Below are 18,804 nucleotides of genomic sequence, written 5' to 3' on the forward strand. Positions count from 1 at the left end.
CTCCCCCAGCCGCCGTCCTTCCGCCTCTCCGGGCGGGGGCGCGGCCTCCCCTCTCACCCCCGCGCCGGGGCCCCCCCCCCCCCCCTGGGGGGGGCCCCCCCCCCGGCCCCGTCTTCGCTGAGCGGCGTCAGCGCAGGAACTCTTCCAGCGCATCCACCAGATCGGCGTTGTGCTGGATGTCGACGATCCGCTTCACCGGCTCTCCGTCGACGAAGACCATGAGGGTCGGCAGCTTCATGATGTCGAAACGCCGCGCGAGGCCCGGCGCGTCATCGAGACGGACCGCGCCCACGCGCAGCGCTCCGGTGTGCTCCTGGGCGAGCTCCTCCAGCAGCGGGAACAGGGCCTTGCACGAGGAGCAGTCCTCGGCCCAGAAGTCGACGAGGACCGGTTGGAGTGCGCTGCCGACATGTTGGTCGAAGTCCGCCTCGGTCAGCGTCTGGACATGCTGAACCATCACGCCTCATTTCTCTCCATGAATTAGTGAAGACGGTACACAATGAAGTGATGGTTGTGAAGCGTGGCCGGGAGTCAGCCGGTAGTCGGGCTGACGCGGATCATGCCGCCGAGTACGCCCTGGTAGTAGCTGCCGTCCGGCCCCAGCATGCCGTTGAGCTGGAGGCCCTCATAGACGAAGTGGTGGCCGAGCGGAGTCCGGGAGAGGGTCTTGCCCGTGTGTGCGTCGATGGCCATGAACGAGTAGGTGGGAACGCCCGCGTCGTCCACCGTCCGCTCGAAGTTGTAGACGATGCCCTTGCTCATGGACAGCTTGGCCATGGTGGTCGTCGAGGTGGGGTTGTTCCACACCACGTCGCAGCCCGACTCGTCCTTGCGCACATCGATACGGGTCATGCCGCCCGGCAGCGGCTTCGGCGTGTAGTCGAAGTAGTCGTAGCCGTTGGTGTTCACCGCGATGACGCTGCGCCCCGCCACGATGAAAGTGTCGTCGGTGCTGCTGGCGCCGTGGGCGAAGACCGGGATCGTGCACAGGAGCCGCCGGCCCGCGCGGGCGTCCACCCGGTAGACGCGCACGCTCTCCCGGGGCGCACCGCCGTCCATGAGGGCGAGGTAGCGGTCGTCGCCCGGACCGAAGAAGCTGGGTGAAGTGCCGCTGCCCTCGGTCCACTTGCCGGGTTTGATGAAGTCGGCGCGGTCGTACGTCTCGCGCCAGACGATTCTGGGCCGCCCGAGGGCATCTGCCTTGAGGAGGTACACCGCGTAGTCGGAAGCGAGTGCGACCCCTCTGAAGGAGGTCGAGATCGCCTTGACCACGCGTTCGCCGTCGGGCAGGTGGAGGGTGCGCACCGCGCCGGTGCGCGGGTTCAGGGTCCCCACGACACCTTCCAGGGAGGAGAACCAGATCCGCCCGGCCCAGTCCGGCTTGACGCTCACCAGGTAGTCGCAGCGCGGAGCGCCACAGTGATCGCTCACCTGACGGCTGAGGTCCCAGTCGTCGTCGACCCGCAGCCTCCATTGCCCCGAGGAGTCCTGGCGGTGACTCACCCGGAGGATGTGGCCGTCGCCGTTGGAGATGACGGTGCGGTCGTAGCGGTCGATGTAGAAGTGCACACCGTACTGACTGGTGGGCGGCTGCGGTATGGAGGCCAGTACGGCCAGCGTCTTGGGGTCCATCAGGCGGATGCTGGGCTTGTCGTGCCCGTCCATGCACAGTCCGACCAGGAGTCCCTCGCTGTCCATCACCGTCGAAGGGCAGGTGGGTCCGTAGACCATGGACGTGTTGTACGGACCGGCCCCCGGCCCCGTCTGGGGCGTCGCGTCCGACGACTGGCTGTCGTTATGGGCGGTTCCGAGGCCATGGGGCGCGACGAAGGGGTTCTGCGGTCCGAGGACTCCCGGGAAGGGTGCCGGCTCGGCGGAGGAGGCGGTAGTACGGGCGGGGGGAGCTGCCGTGGCCTGCGCTTGCGGGAGTGCGGCCAGAACGACTGCCGCCAGGGACAGTGCTATCAAGGGACGTCTGCGGAGCGAAGGAGACATGTTCTCTCACCAGGTGATGGGCAGCGCGGTCAGGCCACCGGTGGACGGATTCTCGTGCTGGAGCAGGTCCTCGACGGGGGCCGCGAGTCGCAGTGTCGGCTCATGCCGTACGAGGGCCGAGAAGACCGCTTCGAGTTCGAGCCGGGCCATGCTGGCGCCGAGGCAGAAGTGGCCGCCGTGGCCGAAGCTGAGATGGGGGTTGGGGGACCGGGTCACATCGAAGCGCTGGGGGTCTTCGAACACGCGCGGGTCGTGGTTGGCGGCCTGTATGGCCAGCATGACCAGATCGCCGGACTTGATGGACACCCCGCGCACCTCGAGGTCGGCGCGGGCATAGGCGATGCGTGGCGGGCGGCTGGGAGCGGCCACCCTGAGAACCTCCTCGACCGCCGAGGGCATCAGGGACGGATCCTTGCGGAGTAGTTGCATCTGATCCGGGTGGGCGAGCAGGTGCAGGGCTCCGAATCCGAGGCGCTCGACGGTGGTTTCGTAGCCGGCGTAGAGCAGTCCGGCCACCAGTTGAGGCAGCTTGGCCGCTGCCTCCGACTCGTCCACGGCCGCGAGCAGGTCCGTGATGATGTCCTCGCCCGGCTTCTCCCGCTTGAGGCGCACCAGTTCGTCGGTGTATCCCATCAGGGCCGCGTAGCCGCTCGCTATCTGGTTCTGGTCGTACAGAGCGGTCGCCGCGTCGAGCCAGCCCCGGAACCGGTCGCGGTCGTCCTCGGGCACGCCCAGCAGCCGGCAGATGACCATGACCGGCAGCTGGAAGGCGATCGCCTCATGGAAGTCGACGGGCGCCGGCCGGCTCAGGGCCTGGTCGAACAACTCGTCGACCAGGGCGAGGACGCGCTCGTGCACGGTGTGCATGCGCCGCGGGGCGAACGAGGGGGAGAGCAGACTCCGCATGCGTCCGTACTCGGCGTCCTCGGTCTTCGGGTCGCCGAGCGGACCGCCCTCCATGCGTGAACGGGAGTAGCGGGCGGCCCGTTCCGGTTCGGCGTGTCCGCGGCCGAGGCGAGGATCCGCGAGCAGCTGCTTCACGTCTGCATGCCGTGTCACGAGCCAGCCGAAGTCGCCGGTAGGGGTGCGGACCCGGGCCACCGGGTCCTGTTCCTGGAGCTCGTGAAAGAGAGGCGCCAGGCCGAGGATGTCCGGCCTGGCGAAGGGGAGCGTGGGGTGATTCTCGGTGATGGTCATGCACGTGATCCCTTACGGTGAGGGAGAGATCAGGAAGTCCCATCATGCATGAATGCAAGGTTTATTGGAATAAGGTGAGGTGCGTGTGAAGGGTGCCCGTCCGGACGGAGTGGGGCACCTCGATGGTCAACTCGCGCAGTGCGGTTGGTCGCCCCTGTGCGTCACGGAGGAGTCGAGGGTGTCGAGGATGGCGGTGAACATGTCGAGCTCGCTCTCGGGTACCTTCGCGAAGAGTTGCTCCGCCCAGTTGCGCCGTTCCTCGTTCATGATGGCGACGGCTGCCTCGCCCTTGGTGGTGAGGGTGACCATGGAGGCCCGCCGGTCGGTGGGGTGCGGGCGGCGCTCGACCCACCCGTCGGCCTCCAGTGTGTCCACGAGGCCCGTCACGTGACGGGGCGTGACCCCGAGGGCCTGGCTCAAGCCGCGCTGAACTGTCGGGCCGCCGTGGTGCAGCACCATGAGCAGCGTGGCGTGAGCGCGGTTCAGGCCGCGCTCGGCCATGCCGCGTTCCATCACCTCGGTCAGGCGCCCCGCCAGGGTCAGTAGGCGGTCGAGAGCTGCGGTTCGGCTGGTCACAGTTGCTGCCCCGGAAACATTGTGTATTGACTTCACCATGTTGTATGGTCCCTATCCACGAGGCATCTTAAACCGATCTCGACAGATGTCCCACGGTGGTGGGCGGGGGGACCGTCCGAACGGCGAGCCGGGCTGGATTCCCCGGTGTTCGGCGCCGTGTCCGATGTCGTAGCCACCTGCGATCTGCGAACCCGCATCCGGCGCAGTGTCCCGACTCACGATGGAGGACTGTTCTCATGGGCAAGAGTAGCGTTCCGATCGAAATCTCTGGCCTGACCAAGTCGTTCGGTGACGTCAAAGCGGTCGACGGGCTGTCCTTCTCCGTGCAGCCCGGGTCGGTCACCGGCTTCCTCGGCCCCAATGGTGCGGGCAAGAGCACCACTCTGCGCATGCTGCTCGGGCTCGTGCGCCCGGACGCCGGTGTGGCCACCATCGGAGGGCGCCGCTACGGGGAACTCGCCTCGCCCGGCGGGGAGGTCGGTGCGGCCCTGGACGCGTCCGGATTCCACCCGCGGCGCAGCGGCCGGGGGCACCTGCGAGTGCTGTGCACCGCCAACGGGATCCCGGCCGAGCGCGCCGATGAAGTGCTGGAAAGGGTGGGCCTGGCGGATGCGGCGCAACGCAAGGTGAAGGGCTACTCCCTCGGTATGCGCCAGCGCCTCGCGCTCGCCGGTGCCCTGCTCGGCAACCCTTCGGTGCTCGTGCTCGACGAGCCGGCCAACGGGCTGGATCCGAAGGGGATCAACTGGATGCGTTCGATGCTGCGGGAGTTCGCCGACCAGGGTGGGACCGTGCTGGTCTCGAGTCATGTGCTCTCCGAGGTGGAGCAACTGGTGGACCGGGTGGTCGTCATCAACAGGGGCAGGCTGGTACGCGAGGGCACCCTGGACGAGGTGGCGGGTGGCGAGGGGGGCGTCGTGACGGTGCGCACCCCTCATGCCGACGCCCTGATGGAGCTGTTCGGTGAGCGCATGGCCGGCGGGGTCCGGGCCGATCGCACGGAGGCCGACCTCGTGCGGGTGTGGGGCCTGGATGTGGCGGAGGTGGGGCGCATCGCTTCCGCGGCGGGTCTCGAGATCCATGAGCTGGGCTCCGAGCGCAGCAGTCTCGAGGACATCTTCTTCGCCCTCACTGGCGACCAGTAGCGGCTCTCACGGCCGAACTCGATGTCGTGGAGGGGCTTCTGGCGGCCCTCCACGGCGTGCTATGGTCCTGCCCGGTCATCAAGTTCCATTATTTTCAGGAATAACGCATAAGCTAGACGTGCAAGGCCCCGTCCCCTGATGAGGCGGCGGCCGCCGTAGGAGACCGCGGAGGGCTTGTATGAGCGAAAATGCGGTACCGACCCTGAGATTCCCGCAGCCCCTCACCCCCGAGGGACTGCCTGATCCCCTGCTGCTGAAAGCGGCTCGGAGCAACCCGGTCCTGCGGGTGATCGGCCCCGGGGGCAACGAGGCCTGGCTGGTGGCCGGCGAGAAAGAAGTGCGTGAGGTGCTGTCCGAGCCCGCCCGCTTCACCAGCCGGCCGGACCCCGGTCTCGAGGACAAGCGAGCTCAGGCGGCCGTTCCGATGGTGGGAATGGATCCGCCCGAGCACACCCGTATCCGCCGCCTGGCCGCGAAGGTCTTCACGGCACGCCGTATCCAGGTGATGGTCCCCACCATCAAGGAGCTGGTGGAGTCCCTTCTCGACGACGTGGAGGAGAAGGGCCCCGGCGTAGACCTCATTTCGACACTCGCGCTCCCCCTTCCCATGGCGGTCATCTTCCGCGTGCTCGGGGGCGTTCCGGACGAGGACAAAGCCGACCTGAGGCGCTGGTCGGAGGTGTTCATCTCGCTCAGCACGAGCACTGCGGAGGAGATCGAGACCGCGGTCGTGGAGTTCCACGCCTCCATCCAGCGGCTCGTCGTCGACCGGCGAAAGAACCTCGGCGACGACCTCCTGTCCGACCTCATCCGGGCCCGGGACGGCCGGGACGCGATGACGGAGGAAGAGCTCATCGCCACGACCGGCTTGATCATCATCGCCGGCCATGAGACCACCGCCAAGGCCATCACCAGGGGAGTGATGGTGCTGAGCGCCACCGGCCAGTGGTCTCGCATCGCTTCGGGCGAGATCCCGATGGAGCAGGTCGCCGAGGAAGTGCTCCGTCATCAGCCGCCCATCGACACCTCCATCTGGCGGACTGCGGCGGTGGACACGGAACTCGCGGGGCAGCAGATCCGGAAGGGCGAGCAGGTTCTGGTCAGTCTCAACCTGGCCAATCTCGACCCGACCGCGCGCATGGCGCCGCTCGTCTTCGACGCTGAGCGTACCGACGCGGGTCACATGACCTTCGGCTACGGCGCGCACTTCTGCTTGGGCGCCGCGCTGGCGCGGGTGGAGATGGTGGTCGCGTTCGAGGGGCTGGCGAGGCGCTTCCCGAACCTGCGACTGGCAGTGGAGCCGGGGGAGTTGGAGTGGTCGGTCGGGTCCATGCTCAACGCGCCGGTCGAACTGCCCGTGACATGGTGACCCGCAGCCCGGCGTCCGGGATGCGCAGTGTGCCGGTGAGTGAGGCGGGCCCGGGACAAGCGTCATGAGCGCCGACAGCTTCGAGACGGTTGTGGTAGGCGGCGGCCAGGCCGGCCTGGCCGCCGCCTACCACCTGGCTCGGCAAGGGCGGGACTTCGTCGTTCTGGAGGCGGCGGAGCGCCTGGGGCACTCCTGGCGCTCACGCTGGGACTCGCTCAGGCTGTTCACTCCCGTGAGCTACTCGCATCTGCCTGGCATGAAGGGTCGGGCCGCCGACGGTCTCTACCAGACCAAGGACGAACTGGCCAATTATCTCGAGACGTACGCGACGTCGTTCGGTCTGCCGGTGCGGCTCGGCTCCCGCGTGGAGTCGCTGACCCGGTCCGGTGACCGCTATGGGCTCATGGCAGGGGGGCGTGAGATCGAGGCAGCCCAGGTGGTTGTGGCCACAGGGGCCTTCACCGCGCCGTACGTTCCCGAGTTCGCGGACAAGCTGGATCCTTCCGTCGACCAGCTCCACTCCTTCGACTACCTCAACCCCGGCAGGCTGGAGCCGGGTGACGTCATGGTGGTCGGGGCGGGTAACTCGGGCGCGGAGATCGCCCTGGAACTGGCCGCGTCCCATCGAGTCTGGCTCGCCGGTCGCGACACCGGCCACGTCCCCTTTCCCATGGGCGCTGCCGCGTACCGCGTCATGGGAAAGCTGTCCGTCCACACCTGGCCCGGCCGGGGCATTGCGGCGTCCGGGACGGGCCGGGGACACCCGCTGATCAGCGTGAGCCCGGATGCTCTGCGCCGTGCGGGAGTGCGGCGGGTGCCGCGAGTGGTCGGCGTGGCAGAAGGGCGCCCTCTGCTCGCCGACGGCCGGCTCCAGGACGTTCGTACCGTCGTGTGGTGCACCGGCTTCGTGCCGGACTATTCCTGGGTCGACCTTCCCTTCATCGCGCCCGACCGCGTCCCGGGCCACCGCGATGGATCCGTGCGGGGGGAGCCGGGACTCCATCTCCTCGGCCTGCCCTTCCAGTCGACGGTCACCTCTCACCTGGTGGGAGGCGTCGGGGCCGACGCGGCGCGTCTGGTGAAACGCCTGACGTACCGCGTCGCCCACTGAGCTTCGGAGTTCCGGCGCTCAACTCTCATATGTCTGCGCCTCATTGACGGACCAGGAAGCCGCCCTTTAGGCTTCTTTCTACAAAGATACGTGGATAAACGTATTGGGGAGGATGGGTTCCGGTATGGGACTGATCGAGAAGAAACTGTTCCCAGGTAAAAAAGCAGAGGACATTCCCGCACTGGCGAAGGCCGAGACGGAACCGACCATCGTGCCGTTCTTCGCCGATCACGAGATCATGGTGGAGCCGTACGAGCTCTACCAGCGGCTGCTGCGCGAACGCCCGGTCCACCAGCTCGGCGAGACGCTGGTGATGATGAACTACGCGGATGTGTCCGCGGCCCTGAGACACCCCGACGTCAGCAGCGACGACCAGCACGGCGCGGGCCAGCAGTCCAAGATCGCCTCCGGCGAGCTTCCGCAGAACCTCATCGACACCCTCGGGCAGCGGTCGTTCCTGCACCGTGACCCGCCGGACCACACCCGGCTGAGGGGCGTCGTGAGCGAGATGTTCACGCCGCGGCGGATCGAGCGGCTGCGCCCGATCGCCCAGCAGATCGTCGACGAGGTCCTCGACAGGACCGCGGCGCGCGGTGAGATCGAACTGGTCGAGGAGCTGGCCTATCCCCTCCCGATCAAGGTCATCTGCACCATGCTCGGTATCCCGCCCGAGGACCACCTGGGTGAGGTGGCCTGGAAGCGGTCGCAGCTCTGCTGCGACTTCGAGGCACCCGCCGGAGCAGGCGCCTGCCTCAGCTACAGCGCCGGCGTGCAGGACGAGATGACGCTGTACTTCGACCGGCAGATCGCCAAGAAGCGCGACAACCTCGGCGACGACCTCCTGTCGGTCATGCTGGAGGCAGAGGCGCGCGGTGAGATCACCACATCGGAGATCAACGACACGTGCCGTCTGATGGTGGTCGCCGGCCACGAGACGACCATCGGCCTCATCGCCAACGGCATGCTGGCCCTGCTGCGCAACCCCGACCAGCTCCAGCTGCTGCGGGACAAGCCCGAACTGGCCGCCTCCGCGGTCGAGGAGGTGCTGCGATACGACTCGCCGATCCAGTTCACCCGGCGAGTGGCCGCGAAGGACCTGGAGATCAACGGTACCCAGGTGAGCAAGGGCACGCCGATCATGCTCTGGCTGGCGTCCGCGAACCGCGACCCCGCGCGTTTCCCCGACCCCGACCGGTTCGACATCACGCGGACCGACAACCGCCACCTGGAGTTCGGCGGTGGTATCCACTACTGCCTCGGTGCCCCGATGGCCCGTGTACAGGGCGAAGTGGTCTTCGCGACGCTGGCCCGCCGGCTGGCCAACCCGCAGCTGGTCCAGGACCCGCCGACCTACATGCCCGAGGCCGTGCACGCCATCAACGACATGACCCTCACCTTCATCCCCGAGCCGGCCTCCGCACTCGCTTGAACCCCGGTCGGTGGCGCCGGTCGAGCATCCGTCGCCACCGACCGGACAGCGGTCCTCCGCGGAACCACCGCGACAGGTCACCCCGTGTCCCTGCCCCGAGCGAACCTCCACAGGAGTTCAAAGCGTGAGTTCCGAGACTCTGAAGAAACGAGTGGCCGAAGCCGTCGCCAGGGGCACGGAGTACCTCTACACGCAGCAGCGAGCCGACGGCGGCTGGACGGATCGCCTGTCGTCATCGGCCATGCCGACGGCCCTCGCGGTGCTGGCGTTCGCTCGCGCCGGCCGCCGGACGTACCGGGAAGAGATTCAGGACGGGCTCGACTGGCTGCGACAGAACCAGCGCGAGGACGGCGGATGGAGCGTGGCCGACGCCGACCCGCCCTCCGACGTCAGCGTCACCGCGTTCGCCCTGGCCGCTCTCAAGGTCCTGGACCCCCAGGGCTCTCAGCAGGCCATCGACGCGGGCACGGCCTTCATCGACGCGGGCGGCGGAGATGCCGCCGTCTTCCCCAACGTCAGGACCTGGCGGGAACTGGTCGCCATCACCTGGGCGATGGAAGGGCTGCGGGATGTGGAACAGCAGCCCGTCCAGCCGCTGGAGATCATGCTGCTGCCCGCCGGTATGCGCGCCCGCGCGTCCATTGCGCTGCCCGGAGTCGTCGCGCTCGGCATCGGCCAGTCCCGCCAGCTCCCGGCCGGCCGCGCACGGAGGACCGTACAACGGCTCGCGGAGCAGAAGGGCCTGGACTGGCTGCGCACCGCCATGGCCACCAACGGGGGCATCGAGGAATGCCCGTTGATGGCGGCACTCGTCTACACCGGTCTGCGGGTCGCGGGCGAGGACGTGGGCCCTGACATCCAGCGTGGCTGCCTGGAGTACCTGAAGGAGACGAGGCGGGCGGACGGCTCCTGGGCCATCGACCGCGACTTGGAGCTCGCGGTGACCTCCTACGCGGTGCTGGCCCTGGCCGAGAGTACCGACGTGGCGAACGAGCCCCGGCTGCGCCGCACCCGCGACTGGCTGCTGTCGGCGCAGTGGAACGGGCCCTTCGAACCCCTCAAGCTTCCCGCCGGCGGCTGGTCCTGGGCGAACCCGTCCGGCTGGCCCGAATCCGAGGACACCGCGGTGGTACTCACCGCACTGTCCCTGCTCGGACTCCCGCATCGCCACCCAGCCGTACGCAAGGCCCTGCGTTGGCTGTACGGCATGCAGAACAAGGACGGTTCCTGGTCCGAGTGGATGCGGGACTCCTCGATGGTCCACGACGGCCCGTGCACGGGTGTCACCTCGCACGTGGTGATGGGCTTCCATCGGCTCGGCATCGGGCGCGGACCCAAGTCGCCCGTGGACAAGGCGCTGCGCTGGTTCGAGACCACGCAGCAGGCCGACGGCGCGCTGCCCTCGCTGTGGTTCCGCGACTCGACCCACGGCACCGCCAAGGTGCTGGAGACATACGCCGAGCTGGGTGACGTGGCGAGCACCGTTCCGGTTCGGGCACGGGCCTGGCTGCTGGAGAACCAGCGGGCGGACGGAGCCTGGCCGGAGAAGGCCATCGAGGGCGCTCCGGACGGCGGCACGGCCGAGGAGACGGGCTGGGCGCTGTACTCACTGCTGAGGTCCGACCTGCCGTGCTGGGACGAGCGCCTGGTCCGCGCGGTGGAATGGCTGCTCGACCACCAGAACGACCGGGGCACTTGGCGGCAGAGCATGGTCGGGCTGTACTACGACCAGCTCTACTACAGCGACGATCTGATTGCCCACACCTATGCCCAGCGTGCCCTCGCCCGCTGGCTGAAGCTGGCCGGCGCGCAGGGCCCGGAGGCCGGTTCCGCGTCCGCGTGAACGATGTCTGGAGCTGATATGGAAGCCAACGCAACCGAACCCGGTGAACTCGCCGAGTGGGTCCTCGACGGTACTGAACGCGCGATCCAGCTCGTCGCGGACCTCGAGGACAGCCAGCTGCTCGGCCCTCTGCTGCCCACGGTTAATCCCATGCTGTGGGAGATCGGCCACCAGGCATGGTTCCAGGAGAAGTTCGTCCTGCGCGGCGCGTGCGGGCAGGCCCCCGTCCTCTCCTACGCCGACTCGATCTACGACTCCGGTGCCATCCCGCACGACACCCGCTGGCGACTCGACCTGCCCTCGCGCGAGGAGACCGTCGCCTACATGCGCACCGTGGCCGAACGCGTCGCCGAGGAGGTCGCCCGCCCGGACGCCACCGACGTGGTGCGCCACTTCGCGCGCTACACCGTCCACCACTACGACACCCACACCGAGGCCTTCACGTACACGCGTCAGGCCCTCGGCTACGCGCCGCCCGCACTGCCGGGGCTCACCGACGCCGAACCCTCGCACGGCGCGAGTTCCGGGCCGTGGACCGGGGACACGTCGGTCGGAGGCGGACAGTTCCTGCTCGGTGCCCTGCGCCGGGACCCCTTCGTCTACGACAACGAGAAGTGGGGTCACCTGACGCGCGTCGCGCCGTTCACCATCGCCAAGGCGCCGGTGACACAGGCCGAGTTCGCGGCCTTCGTCGCGGACGGCGGATACACGGACCCCCGGCTCTGGGCCGACCAGGGCGCCTGGCTCGCGGCCACCGGAGCCGAGCACCCCTTGTACTGGCGTGGCAGCCCGGACGAAGGCTTCCAGCGCCGGCACTTCGACACGTGGGTCGACCTCGAGCCGCACCTCCCCGTACACCACGTCTGCTGGTGGGAGGCCGACGCCTACGCGCGATGGGCGGGGCGGCGCCTGCCCACCGAGGCCGAGTGGGAGTTCGCGGCGTCAGGAGGCGGCCTGCCGAAGACCTGCTACCCCTGGGGCGACCACGCTTCCGATGCGAAGAACGCCACGACGGACTGGCGCGGCGGTGGTCCCTCCGACGTGGCCGCCTGCGAGGCCGGCGACAGTCCGTTCGGATGTCGTCAGATGATCGGCAACGTCTGGGAGTGGACCGCGAGCGACTTCGTGCCCTACCCCAACTTCGAACGGGACTCCTACGCCGACAACTCCGAGCAGTTCTTCGGCAGCCGTAAGGTGCTGCGCGGCGGATCGTGGGCCACACGCGGTCGCTACGTCCGTTCGACCATGCGCAACTACTTCACTCCGGACCGGCGGGACGTACTCGGCGGCTTCCGTACCTGCGCGGTCGACGCATGATTCTCCTCGTCACGCCGACGGCGGTCGACAGCACGCACGGCAACGGGGTGACGGCGCGTCGATGGGCCGGGATCCTGCGCGATCTCGGCCATCGCGTGGAGATCGCGCAGGAGTACCGGCCGGGCCGGTACGACGCCCTGCTCGCTCTCCACGCCCGCAAGAGCGCGGACGCCGTACGTGCCTTTCGGGCCGACCGGCCTGGCGCTCCCGTGGTGATCGCCCTCACGGGAACCGACCTGTACCCCAGTCTTCAGGACTCAGGCGTGGACCCCGGGATCCTGGCCATGGCTGATCGATTCATCGTGCTCCAGCGCCGAGGCCTTGCCCAACTGCCTCCGGACCTCGCCCGATGCGCCGACGTCATCGTGCAGTCCCTCCCTCCCGTTCCGTCGCGTCCGCAGCGGGAGGACTGCTTCGAGGTGGCGTTCCTGGCCCACGTCCGTCCCGTGAAGGACCCGATGCGGCTCGCCGGAGCCGTACGGCTGCTGCCCGCCGACTCCAGAATCCGGGTCACCCACGCGGGGGAGGACCGGGACGAATCGCTGTCCGTGGAACTGGCCGCGGAATCGGCGGTCAACCCCCGCTACGACTGGCGCGGCGCGGTGCCCCGTGAAGAGGCGCTGGCGATCCTGGCGCGCAGCCGCCTGCTGGTCCTCACATCCCTGCACGAGGGCGGTGCCAACGTCATCTCCGAGGCGATGGCTGCCCGGGTGCCTGTGATCTCCTCGGCGATCGAAGGATCCATCGGTCTCCTCGGTGAGGACTACCCCGGCTATTTCCCCGCACAGGACACCCGGGCGCTCGCCGACGCACTTTACGCCGCAGAGCGCGATGAGAACGGCTATCTGCGGAAACTTACCGAGCACTGCGAGCGATTGGCCGGGCAAGTGGATCCCGCGCTCGAAAGAGAGGCATTCCGCCGGCTTCTGGACACGCTCGGCGTCACTACATCAGCCCGGCGCATCTCGGCGTAGCGCCGAGGGGGTATTCAAGAAGAGGAAAGTGAATGACCTACGTCATTGCGCAGCCGTGCGTCGACGTGAAGGACAAGGCCTGCATCGAAGAGTGCCCGGTCGACTGCATTTACGAAGGCTCCCGGGCCCTGTACGTCCATCCGGACGAGTGCGTCGACTGCGGAGCATGTGAACCGGTATGCCCAGTCGAGGCCGTCTTCTTCGAGGACGACCTGCCGGAGGAGTGGGAGGACTACCGCCGGGCGAACGCGGAATTCTTCTCCGAGCTGGGCTCGCCGGGAGGAGCCAGCAAGGTCGGCCTCGTGGGGCACGACCACTCACTGATCGACGACCGGCCACTGCAGGCCGGCACCGGCTGAGGACGGCCGCCCGAGACCAGAAGCAGTCGGCTGCCGGGTTCACGCTCCCTTTGGCATGAGCCCGGCAGCCGACTGCGTGGCGAGCGGGTCGCAGCCGTGTCAGCCGGCCGACGGAAGACGCAGCACGGGCTCGTGCCTACGCGGCCGGTACGCGGCGGCGTTCCTTGAGCCGGCTTCCGCCATGCGCCGCCAGGTGAACTCCCGCCCCCTCACCTCCAGCGAGTAGTGGTAGAGAAGTTCGGGATCGAGGTGGGGGCCGAGCGGCCCTGAACCCAGCAGGTGTGCGTCCACGCCCATCACACGCGCCGCCCGCACCGCGTCCGTGATGCCGGGGGTGTCCGCCGGCTCCGATTCCGCGCGACCCGTCACGGCGACCAGTACGCCGGCGCGTTGCAGCATGCGGGCGGCTCGTACGGCCGATTCCACCGCGGCCGTCCCTGAGCCGGGACCGGGAGCCGCCAGGAAGACCATGTCGGCCCCCGCCTCAGCCAGCCGCATCGGGCCCGCCGCCCCGGTGCGAGCGCCGAGCGGTCCGTCCTGGGGTGCACGGCCCGCCCAGAGAGACACCTCGGGGCCGACCAGGGAACGAATCCTGGCGACATCCCGCGTGAGATCGGCGTACGAAGCCGAAGTGGCCGCGTCGTCCGTGACCCAGATCGCCGCTGCGCCCTGATCGGCCAGCCGCTGGGCGTTCCAAGGGGTCGCACGACCCGGCACCGGAACGTCACCGGTCCGCAGCACCACGCAGATCGGTCGCCCCAAGTCCTGGGAGACCGCGTGCAGATCCGTGTAGCGGCCGAGCACGGGAAAGTTCCAGGTGTCTCCGTCCCACACTCCCTGGATGGAGTCGAGCACCAGCACATCCGCCCCGAAGGCGCGAGCGAGCTGGAGGGCGTGGGCTCGTCCGGCGAAGGTGCCGTCCGCCGGCGCCCGCACCAGCAGAGTCCGTCCCGAAGCGGCACGGACGGACGTCGTCAACTCCCTTCCTCGCAGCTCCGGCAATTGCGCGGCACCGAGATCAAGTATTCCGTCGGACACGAGACGTCACCCCGTTTATCGACTACGGACGAGCTGTGAATCGAGTGCGAACGATCAGCCTACGATCCGTCGCGCCACCCGACCAGAACTGTTCCGCTCTGCTGGACAACACTGGCCACCCGCCGGACGCTCTCCCTACCGTGAGGTACATCGTCTCTGCAGAGGGGAAAGCACATATGAGCCTACTGGAAAAGATTCGATGCCCGGCCGACGTACGCGCGTTGGGCCCTGAAGAGTTGCCGGACCTCGCGGCGGAAATTCGTGAATTTCTGGTGGACGCGATATCGAGAACCGGAGGGCACATAGGGCCGAATCTCGGTGTCGTCGAGCTCACCATCGCTCTGCACCGGGTCTTCGAATCCCCCAGGGACCGGCTGTTGTTCGACACCGGCCACCAGGCGTACGTGCACAAGCTTCTGACGGGACGGCAGGAAGGGTTTCGGCTGCTGCGGCAGCGCGGGGGCCTGTCCGGCTACCCGAGCAGAGCGGAGTCCGAGCACGACATCATCGAGAACTCCCACGCCTCCACCGCCCTGTCGTACGCCGACGGACTGGCCAAGGCGAACGCGCTGCGGGGCACGGACGGCAAGGTGGTCGCCCTCGTGGGCGACGGCGCCCTCACCGGCGGCATGGCCTGGGAAGCCCTGAACAACATCGCCGCCGGTGAGAAGCGGCCGGTCGTCATCGTGGTCAACGACAACGGCCGCTCCTACTCACCCACCATCGGCGGCTTCGCCAGCCACCTCGCCCAGCTCCGGCTGGACCCCGGCTACGAGAACACCATGGGCTTCGTCAAGCGCGTCATGCCGCGCGCTCCGGTGGCCGGCTCCGCCGTGTACGAAGCACTGCACGCGCTCAAGAAGGGGCTGAAGGACGCGTTCACCCCGCAAGCCATGTTCGAGGACCTCGGACTGAAATACGTCGGGCCCATCGACGGACATGACGTCCATCTCCTCGAGGAGGCACTGCGCAGCGCCCGGGACTTCGGCGCCCCCGTGATCGTCCACTGCGTGACGAAGAAGGGCTGCGGCTACCGGCCGGCCGAGAGCAACGCCGAGGACTGCTTCCACGGCCCCGGCGCCTTCGATCCGGCCACGGGCAAGTCCCTCGCCGGCGCCTCCACCTCGTGGACCGAGGTGTTCGGCACGGAGATGGTGCGTCTGGGCGCCGAACGGTCCGACCTCGTCGCGATCACAGCGGCCATGCTCCATCCGACCGGTCTGGCCCGCTTCGCCGACGCCTATCCCGACCGGGTCTTCGACGTGGGGATCGCGGAACAGCACGCCGCGACCTCGGCCGCCGGTCTGGCCGTCGGCGGACTGCACCCGGTGGTGGCCATGTACGCGACGTTCCTGAACCGCGCCTTCGACCAGGTGCTGATGGACGTCGCCCTGCACCGGCTGCCCGTCACCTTTGTCCTGGACCGCGCAGGGGTCACCGGCAGCGACGGGCCGAGCCACAACGGCATGTGGGACCTGTCCATCCTTCAGCTCGTTCCCGGTCTGCGTATCGCGGCCCCTCGTGACGCCGGACGGCTGCGGCAACTGCTGCGCGAGGCAGTGGCGGTCGACGACGGCCCGACGGTCGTGCGCTTCCCCAAGGGCTCGGTGGGGGCAGACCTGGAGGCCGTCGACCGGATGGGCGAGATGGACGTACTCCTCCGCAAGCCGGGGCTGAGCCGAGTGGCGGGCGGGCCCGAAGACGTTCTCATCGTCGCCGTGGGCGCGATGGCCGGACCGTGTGTGGAGGCCGCTTCACTGATCGCCGCGCACGGACTGGGCGTGACGGTCGTTGACCCCCGTTGGGCCAAGCCGCTCGACACCGAGCTCCTCGGAGCCGCGCGCCGCCACCGGCTGGTCGCCACTGTCGAGGACAACGGACGTGTGGGCGGGGTCGGCGACGCCGTCGCACGGATGCTGCGCGATGCCGAGATCACCACGCCGGTCGTGACCCTCGGCCTGCCGCAGACCTTCCTCGACCACGCCAAGCGGGAGGAGATCCTCGGCGACGCCGGGCTCACCCCGCAGGGCATCGCCCAGGAGATCACCCGACTCGTCCACGGGCCGATGACAGCCACCGACGACGGCCGGCCGGCCTCACTCCACGCATGAGGGGATTGCGGACCATGTCAACCACCCCGACCACCCGCGGCGCCCGGACGGTGGGCAACCCGGTGGGAGGCGCCCCGTGAGCGTCGCCCTCGGTATGCCCCGGACGCGACCGCGAGCCGTGGCCGAGCGCCGCAAGTCCCGACAGATCCAGGTCGGTTCCGTGACGGTCGGCGGCGACGCCCCGATCTCGGTCCAGTCGATGACCACTACCCTGACCTCGGATGTCAACGCCACCCTTCAACAGATCGCCGAGCTGACCGCGTCCGGCTGCCAGATCGTGCGGGTGGCGGTCCCTTCGCAGGACGACGCCGACGCTCTGCCCGCTATCGCGCGCAAGTCGCAGATCCCGGTCATCGCCGACATCCACTTCCAACCGCGCTATGTCTTCGCGGCGATCGAGGCGGGCTGTGCCGCCGTCCGTGTCAACCCGGGCAACATCAAGAAGTTCGACGACCAGGTCAAGGAGATCGCACGGTCCGCGAAGGACCGCGGCACCCCGATCCGTATCGGCGTCAACGCCGGCTCCCTCGACAAGCGCCTGCTGCAGAAGTACGGCAAGGCGACTCCCGAGGCACTGGTGGAGAGCGCCCTGTGGGAGGCGTCCCTCTTCGAGGAGCACGACTTCCGGGACATCAAGATCTCCGTCAAGCACAACGACCCGGTCGTGATGATCGAGGCCTATCGCCAGCTCGCCGCGCAGTGCGACTACCCCCTCCACCTCGGCGTCACCGAGGCGGGCCCGGCCTTCCAGGGCACCGTCAAGTCCGCCGTCGCCTTCGGAGCCCTGCTGAGCGAGGGGATAGGGGACACGATCCGGGTCTCGCTGTCGGCGCCGCCGGTCGAGGAGGTCAAGGTCGGCACTCAGATCCTGGAGTCGCTCGGCCTGCGGGAGCGGGGGCTGGAAGTGGTCTCCTGCCCGTCGTGCGGTCGAGCACAGGTCGATGTGTACAAGCTCGCCGACGAGGTGACAGCGGCGCTGGAAGGATTCCCCGTCCCCCTGCGCGTCGCCGTCATGGGCTGCGTGGTGAACGGACCCGGCGAGGCCCGCGAGGCCGACCTGGGCGTCGCCTCCGGCAACGGCAAGGGGCAGATCTTCGTCAAGGGACAGGTCGTCAAGACCGTCCCCGAGTCACAGATCGTGGAGACCCTCATCGAGGAAGCGATGCGCATCGCCGAGGAGTTGGGCATCGACCCGCTGGAAGGGAGTGAGGGTGACACCCCGGCCGCCTGAAAACGCCGAGCCGTCCGCGGAACGACGTGTGCTGCTCGCCCAGCCGCGCGGATACTGCGCCGGCGTGGACCGGGCCGTCAAGACGGTCGAGGTCGCGCTGGACCGATTCGGCGCCCCGGTGTACGTGCGCAAGCAGATCGTGCACAACGTGCACGTCGTGAAGACGCTCGAGGAGCGCGGGGCCGTCTTCGTCGAGGAGACGGAGGAGGTCCCGCCGGGTGCGGTGGTGGTCTTCTCCGCACACGGCGTGGCCCCGGTCGTCCACGAGGAGGCCCAGGCGCTGAACCTGAGAACGATCGACGCGACCTGTCCACTCGTGACGAAAGTGCACCGCGAGGCGGCCAACTTCGCCAAGGCCGACTACGACATCCTCCTCATCGGCCACGAGGGCCACGAGGAGGTGATCGGAACGGCGGGCGAAGCACCCGACCACGTGCACCTGGTCGACGGCCCGCAGGGCGTGGCCGATGTGCGGGTACGCGATCCCGAGCGCGTGGCGTGGCTGTCCCAGACCACGCTGTCGGTCGACGAGACGATGGCCACGGTCGAAGCGCTGCGTGCCCGGTTCCCGCGCCTGGTCGATCCTCCGTCCGACGACATCTGCTACGCGACACAGAACCGGCAGGTCGCCGTGAAGGAGATGGCCGCACAGTCCCAGCTGGTGATCGTGGTGGGCTCGGCCAATTCCTCCAACTCCGTACGTCTCGTCGAGGTCGCCCTGGAGTACGGCGCGGCGGACGCCCATCTGGTCGACTACGCCAGGGACATCGACGAGTCCTGGCTGGCCGGTGTCACCACGGTAGGCGTCACCAGCGGCGCCTCCGTTCCCGAGGAACTGGTGCGGGACGTCCTGGCCTGGCTCGCGGCACGGGGATACCGGGACGTGGAGGTGATCGAGCCCGTGACGGAGAGCATGCGCTTCGCCCTTCCGCGGGAACTCCAACGGCTTTCCCTCGCCCCGGGGAAAGAAGGAAAGGGATAGCAGAAGGAAAGGCGAGGGCGGGGGGGGGGGGCCCCCCCCCCCCCCCCCCCCCCGGGGGGGGGGGGGGGCCCGGGCGGGGGGCCCGCCCGGCATAGGCCACCCGGGGCGGGCGGGGTGGGAGGACAGA

At 68.7% G+C, this 18,804-nt stretch carries 16 protein-coding genes; 11 read left to right on the forward strand and 5 right to left on the reverse strand.

Features of this window, described 5'->3' with window-relative positions; all coding sequences use genetic code 11:
- Window positions 1-127 precede the first annotated feature (127 nt).
- The 4 genes from ACFW48_RS06020 to ACFW48_RS06035 all read right to left on the reverse strand — a co-directional run bounded on the left by ACFW48_RS06020 (window position 128) and on the right by ACFW48_RS06035 (window position 3,768).
- Window positions 128-457, reverse strand: a complete 330-nt coding sequence (locus ACFW48_RS06020) for a thioredoxin family protein (protein WP_386310849.1) — start codon at window positions 455-457, stop codon at window positions 128-130.
- A gap of 74 nt (window positions 458-531) precedes the next feature.
- On the reverse strand, window positions 532-1,731 hold the full coding sequence (locus ACFW48_RS06025) for a hypothetical protein (protein WP_386310850.1): 1,200 nt from the start codon (window positions 1,729-1,731) through the stop codon (window positions 532-534).
- 270 nt (window positions 1,732-2,001) lie between these two features.
- Window positions 2,002-3,192, reverse strand: coding sequence for a cytochrome P450 (locus ACFW48_RS06030; RefSeq protein ID WP_386310852.1), 1,191 nt, complete (start codon window positions 3,190-3,192; stop codon window positions 2,002-2,004).
- A gap of 126 nt (window positions 3,193-3,318) precedes the next feature.
- Entirely contained in the window at window positions 3,319-3,768 is a 450-nt protein-coding gene (locus ACFW48_RS06035) for a MarR family winged helix-turn-helix transcriptional regulator (protein WP_386310853.1), read from the reverse strand.
- Between the two features lie 236 nt (window positions 3,769-4,004).
- Between ACFW48_RS06035 and ACFW48_RS06040 the strand changes: the two genes are divergently transcribed.
- The 8 genes from ACFW48_RS06040 (at window position 4,005) to fdxA (ending at window position 13,315) form a co-directional block, all read left to right on the forward strand.
- Window positions 4,005-4,913, forward strand: coding sequence for an ABC transporter ATP-binding protein (locus ACFW48_RS06040; RefSeq protein ID WP_386310855.1), 909 nt, complete (start codon window positions 4,005-4,007; stop codon window positions 4,911-4,913).
- Between the two features lie 178 nt (window positions 4,914-5,091).
- Complete coding sequence (locus tag ACFW48_RS06045; RefSeq protein WP_386310856.1) at window positions 5,092-6,282, forward strand: cytochrome P450; 1,191 nt, start codon at window positions 5,092-5,094, stop codon at window positions 6,280-6,282.
- Between the two features lie 64 nt (window positions 6,283-6,346).
- Window positions 6,347-7,393 carry a flavin-containing monooxygenase gene (locus ACFW48_RS06050; RefSeq protein ID WP_386310858.1) on the forward strand — a complete coding sequence of 349 codons (1,047 nt, stop codon included), beginning with the start codon at window positions 6,347-6,349 and terminating at the stop codon, window positions 7,391-7,393.
- 124 nt (window positions 7,394-7,517) lie between these two features.
- Entirely contained in the window at window positions 7,518-8,822 is a 1,305-nt protein-coding gene (locus ACFW48_RS06055) for a cytochrome P450 (RefSeq protein WP_386310859.1), read from the forward strand.
- A gap of 124 nt (window positions 8,823-8,946) precedes the next feature.
- Complete coding sequence (locus ACFW48_RS06060) at window positions 8,947-10,665, forward strand: prenyltransferase/squalene oxidase repeat-containing protein (RefSeq protein ID WP_386310861.1); 1,719 nt, start codon at window positions 8,947-8,949, stop codon at window positions 10,663-10,665.
- An 18-nt stretch (window positions 10,666-10,683) separates the two neighbouring features.
- Window positions 10,684-11,982 carry a selenoneine synthase SenA gene (gene senA / locus ACFW48_RS06065; protein WP_386310863.1) on the forward strand — a complete coding sequence of 433 codons (1,299 nt, stop codon included), beginning with the start codon at window positions 10,684-10,686 and terminating at the stop codon, window positions 11,980-11,982.
- Window positions 11,979-12,956 (forward strand): selenoneine biosynthesis selenosugar synthase SenB, encoded by a 978-nt coding sequence (senB, locus tag ACFW48_RS06070; protein ID WP_386310864.1) that lies wholly within the window; start codon window positions 11,979-11,981, stop codon window positions 12,954-12,956. The genes senA and senB overlap by 4 nt, the downstream gene beginning before the upstream one ends.
- 32 nt (window positions 12,957-12,988) lie before the next feature.
- On the forward strand, window positions 12,989-13,315 hold the full coding sequence (fdxA, locus tag ACFW48_RS06075; protein WP_386310865.1) for a ferredoxin: 327 nt from the start codon (window positions 12,989-12,991) through the stop codon (window positions 13,313-13,315).
- Between the two features lie 99 nt (window positions 13,316-13,414).
- On the opposite strand, the gene ACFW48_RS06080 is transcribed toward fdxA, so the two are convergent.
- Complete coding sequence (locus tag ACFW48_RS06080; RefSeq protein WP_386310867.1) at window positions 13,415-14,293, reverse strand: hypothetical protein; 879 nt, start codon at window positions 14,291-14,293, stop codon at window positions 13,415-13,417.
- Window positions 14,294-14,529: 236 nt separating this feature from the next.
- Between ACFW48_RS06080 and dxs the strand changes: the two genes are divergently transcribed.
- From dxs to ACFW48_RS06095, 3 genes are all read left to right on the forward strand, one after another.
- Window positions 14,530-16,464, forward strand: coding sequence for a 1-deoxy-D-xylulose-5-phosphate synthase (gene dxs, locus ACFW48_RS06085; protein ID WP_386310868.1), 1,935 nt, complete (start codon window positions 14,530-14,532; stop codon window positions 16,462-16,464).
- 94 nt (window positions 16,465-16,558) lie between these two features.
- Window positions 16,559-17,695: a flavodoxin-dependent (E)-4-hydroxy-3-methylbut-2-enyl-diphosphate synthase gene (ispG, locus tag ACFW48_RS06090; RefSeq protein ID WP_386311122.1), complete on the forward strand. Its 1,137-nt coding sequence runs from the start codon at window positions 16,559-16,561 to the stop codon at window positions 17,693-17,695.
- The gene (locus ACFW48_RS06095; protein ID WP_386310869.1) at window positions 17,676-18,677 is read left to right on the forward strand and encodes a 4-hydroxy-3-methylbut-2-enyl diphosphate reductase; all 1,002 of its coding nucleotides are present in this window, start codon (window positions 17,676-17,678) and stop codon (window positions 18,675-18,677) included. The genes ispG and ACFW48_RS06095 overlap by 20 nt, the downstream gene beginning before the upstream one ends.
- Window positions 18,678-18,804 lie beyond the last annotated feature (127 nt).

Source organism: Streptomyces sp. NPDC058812 (assembly GCF_042744565.1).
GTDB classification, from domain to species: Bacteria; Actinomycetota; Actinomycetes; order Streptomycetales; family Streptomycetaceae; genus Streptomyces; species Streptomyces thinghirensis.

Coding starts and splice junctions, on each gene's coding strand:
- ACFW48_RS06020 (WP_386310849.1), bottom strand. CDS start 457: ATGGTTCAGCATGTCCAGACGCTGACCGAGGCGGACTTCGACCAACAT.
- ACFW48_RS06025 (WP_386310850.1), bottom strand. CDS start 1,731: ATGGTCTACGGACCCACCTGCCCTTCGACGGTGATGGACAGCGAGGGA.
- ACFW48_RS06030 (WP_386310852.1), bottom strand. CDS start 3,192: ATGACCATCACCGAGAATCACCCCACGCTCCCCTTCGCCAGGCCGGAC.
- ACFW48_RS06040 (WP_386310855.1), top strand. CDS start 4,005: ATGGGCAAGAGTAGCGTTCCGATCGAAATCTCTGGCCTGACCAAGTCG.
- ACFW48_RS06045 (WP_386310856.1), top strand. CDS start 5,092: ATGAGCGAAAATGCGGTACCGACCCTGAGATTCCCGCAGCCCCTCACC.
- ACFW48_RS06050 (WP_386310858.1), top strand. CDS start 6,347: ATGAGCGCCGACAGCTTCGAGACGGTTGTGGTAGGCGGCGGCCAGGCC.
- ACFW48_RS06055 (WP_386310859.1), top strand. CDS start 7,518: ATGGGACTGATCGAGAAGAAACTGTTCCCAGGTAAAAAAGCAGAGGAC.
- senA (WP_386310863.1), top strand. CDS start 10,684: ATGGAAGCCAACGCAACCGAACCCGGTGAACTCGCCGAGTGGGTCCTC.
- senB (WP_386310864.1), top strand. CDS start 11,979: ATGATTCTCCTCGTCACGCCGACGGCGGTCGACAGCACGCACGGCAAC.
- fdxA (WP_386310865.1), top strand. CDS start 12,989: ATGACCTACGTCATTGCGCAGCCGTGCGTCGACGTGAAGGACAAGGCC.
- dxs (WP_386310868.1), top strand. CDS start 14,530: ATGAGCCTACTGGAAAAGATTCGATGCCCGGCCGACGTACGCGCGTTG.
- ispG (WP_386311122.1), top strand. CDS start 16,559: ATGCCCCGGACGCGACCGCGAGCCGTGGCCGAGCGCCGCAAGTCCCGA.